3 protein-coding genes and 1 pseudogene are annotated in these 3,226 nt (G+C 41.7%); 2 read left to right on the forward strand and 2 right to left on the reverse strand.

Annotated elements, in window-relative coordinates:
* Window positions 1-190 precede the first annotated feature (190 nt).
* The gene (locus tag IM485_RS21915; protein ID WP_104398430.1) at window positions 191-1,273 is read right to left on the reverse strand and encodes a sulfate ABC transporter substrate-binding protein; all 1,083 of its coding nucleotides are present in this window, start codon (window positions 1,271-1,273) and stop codon (window positions 191-193) included.
* Between the two features lie 382 nt (window positions 1,274-1,655).
* Here IM485_RS21915 and IM485_RS21920 point away from each other — a divergent pair, with 382 nt between their 5' ends.
* The gene (locus tag IM485_RS21920) at window positions 1,656-1,895 is read left to right on the forward strand and encodes a hypothetical protein (RefSeq protein WP_287745552.1); all 240 of its coding nucleotides are present in this window, start codon (window positions 1,656-1,658) and stop codon (window positions 1,893-1,895) included.
* 7 nt (window positions 1,896-1,902) lie between these two features.
* Here IM485_RS21920 and IM485_RS21925 read toward each other — a convergent pair.
* Window positions 1,903-3,032, reverse strand: a protein-coding gene (locus tag IM485_RS21925; RefSeq protein ID WP_287745554.1) for an IS630-like element ISMae29 family transposase whose coding sequence is annotated in 2 segments (ribosomal slippage) — window positions 1,903-2,609 and window positions 2,609-3,032 — 1,131 coding nt in all. Because the reading frame shifts where the segments join, the coding sequence is not laid out codon by codon here.
* A gap of 63 nt (window positions 3,033-3,095) precedes the next feature.
* Between IM485_RS21925 and IM485_RS21930 the strand changes: the two are divergent.
* Window positions 3,096-3,226, forward strand: a pseudogene (locus IM485_RS21930) (IS630-like element ISMae26 family transposase); the annotation flags it as partial.

The raw sequence follows: 3,226 nt of genomic DNA on the forward strand, positions 1-3,226 counted from the left end.
GTAATATTCCTTGTTGACACCCTTACTGACAAAGAAAAAACTGAAATCAAGTCAGGATAAGGGTTGGAGTGCTTACTGCAAAAATTGTTAAGAAAGATCCCTATAAGGGATAGCTTATTAAGGGGGGATTAAGGGGGGATCAATTAATCAGAACCACTTACTTAGCTAACGGCTGACGGCCTACTACTAATTAACGCTGGATTTGGTCAAAAATCGCCCCATCAGCGAAGAATTTTTTCTGGATCGCATCCCAGCTACCGACCGCCGTATAGGGGAACAGATTCGACACTTTTGGGTATTGTTTACTAAACTCTTTAGCCACATTAGCATTAACCGGACGGAAACCCACCTTGGCGAATTCCCGCTGCGCTTCCGGAGTAAAGAGAAATTGGGCAAAAGCCGTCGCTACTTCCCGGGTTTTGCGTTTATCAACTATTTTATCCACTACGGCCACGGGCGGATCGATCGAAACATTGACCGCAGGAATAGTATAGGCAAACCCGGTTTCTCCTTTTTGACGGGCCAAAATTACCTCGTTTTCGTAGTTAAGCAGCACATCCCCCTGATCCTGTTTAAAGAAGACATCGCTGGCTTCCCGGGCATCTTTGGGTAGTACAGGCACGTTTTTATAGACATTGCGGACGAAATTGGTCGCTTGTGCTTCACTGCCGCCGGTCCGAGTTACCGATCCCCACAGGGCCAGAAAATTCCACCGGGCCACCCCAGAGGTTTTCGGGTTGGCAGTGATGACTTTAATCCCCGATTTGGCTAGATCTGGCCAGTTGCGGATTCCTTTGGGATTGCCCTGACGAGTAACTAAAGCTACCACGGAACGAGTGGCGATGGCATTGTTGGGTAATTCTTTCTGCCAACCGGGGTTAACTAAACCCGCTTTTTGCAAGCGTTCCACATCGGAACCGATGGCCAAATTTACCACATCTGCATCTAATCCGTCGATAACAGCGCGGGTTTGGGAACCAGAGCCGCCATAACTCTGTTTAATCACCACATCCTGTTTTTTCTCTCTTTTCCATTTGTTGACGAATAGAGGAATGATTTTTGAGTAGGCCGATTGAGTCACCGCGTAGGAAACCAGGGTGATTTCCACGGTTTGTTGTTTAGCTTGCTGTTTATCCGCAGCTGCCAGCAGATTACTCGATGCTGATAGGGGACTAGAAGCTAGTCCGATTCCCGTTGTGACGACGGCAGCCGTAGCTAGAGAAATAAAGGGTAAGAGGGTTTTCGGTTTTGAGGATCTAGGATCAGGGATCACGATGTCATCGGCTCCTTTGTTTATTTATGGGAGATTGCTAGGTATTTTCTCTGAAATCGTATTCTATACGAAATGAAAAACAATTACAATACATCGAAGAAAAAATTATACTGCTTGAGTTAGATGCAGAGAAATCAAGCCATTAATGGCTTGATTAGCTGAAAAAACTGTAAATATTCGATTTATAGGGCTTAAATGTGCCTTTAAATTGGCCTGAAGCCTCTTTATGCTTGCATAATAGAGATTTTATCGTTTTTATGGAGAAGAAAGAATTTTTTAGCGATCAAAAACCTCTGCCTAGGTGGCTTCACTGGTGAAGTTAGCGGACTTTAGCAACTATTACCCTAAAATTGAAGCGGTCTAACGACTTCCATCAATGTGCATGGTGCGTTCCCCAAAATCTATTGGTGGAATATTTGAACCTGCATTAGGGAACGCACCCTACAGCTACAGCTACTGGAATAACTCCCTTCAGGGTAAGCGCATCTTACCCATCATTGAAAAAATCAACTTAAAGGCTTATTTGAGAAGAATTTATAGTGTCAATTATCGAGCAGGTATCGGCCGAATATTAAGCAATAGTAAAACCCGTATATTTTTTAAAACGGGGTTTTCCCTGTAGTAGTCTATCAAGTTTGAATTGAGGGATAGAGTTTTTTTAATTTAATACGAGCATCAGCAGTAGTAAATCTCCAGTCAACTGAATTTGACTTTTCATTTCGATTTTCTTCCCATGCCTTAATTTCTTGTTTTAAACTATCCATGTCTGGGATACGACGATCGAGACATTGATGATTCAAAACGCTCAACTCAATTTCTGCCATATTTAACCAGCTGCCATGTTTGGGAGTGTAATGAAATTCGAGTTTATCTAAAATTCTCTTGGCCTCTTCCGGTTCAAAGGCTTTATATAATGAGGCTTTTACATGAGTATTTAAGTTATCTTGAATTACTCTAATTTTCTGGGCATCCGGATAACGCTCATCAACCAAATATTTCATTTGGTGTGCATAATCGCTCGCCGTCCTTTGTTGTGTAACTTCTACATGTCGCCCACCTTGTAATGGTTCAAAAAACATAAACATATTGGCTACACCATTACGCTCATATTGATAGTCATACCTTTCTGGTTCTCTCGGTTCGGCTGGTATTTTCTCTTTTGTTTCTTTGACTAATTGTTGACAACTCTCATCAAAACACAGCCAGGGATTTTGCTGGTCATACTCACTATGATAAATATCCAAGACATCTTCCATGGCACAGACAAACTCCGCTGATTCTTTTGGGGGAATGACCCATGATTGATTCAGCCATGGTTTCAATTCATTTTTTTTAAGGTTTTTCTGATGGTTTCTCGTGATATTTTTTCCACATATTCAAGTTCGACCATTTTATCTGCCAGCATTTGAAGTGTCCATTTTGCTCGTCCCGTTGGTGTTTCACTACAAGCGATGGCAATCAGATATGCTTCCTTTTCCCCATCGATAATTTTGGCACGGCGATGTTCTTGCTTTTTTCGAGTTAATGATGATTCAATTCCTGACTCGACAAATCTTTTTCGTACTCTCTCAATGGTGGCTTGAGCAACATTTAAGGCTTCACTAATTTTCGAGTCAGTCCAACCACCTTCCTGTTGATTGACGTCTGCTAAAAGTAGTATTCTGGCATGGTTCATTTTGTACGCTGCTATTTTTCCTTTCTTGGTTAGCTGCTCGAGTTCAGTTCTTTCGGAGTCTGTTAGATCTACAATATATAGCACTTCTTGGAGCTATAAGGTACAATGAAAAGCAAATAGACAAATAATAGAAATCGCCAGCTTCCTATGAGACCCTATTCCGTAGATTTTCGCCAAAAAATTATCGATGTCTGGAAGAAAGAAAAATTTTCTATTCGAGGACTAGCCCGGAGATTTGACGTGGCTAAAAGCTTTATTCAGAAGTTATTGAAGCAACA

The organism is Microcystis sp. M169S2 (genome assembly GCF_020245865.1).
GTDB classification, from domain to species: domain Bacteria; phylum Cyanobacteriota; class Cyanobacteriia; order Cyanobacteriales; family Microcystaceae; genus Microcystis; species Microcystis ichthyoblabe_A.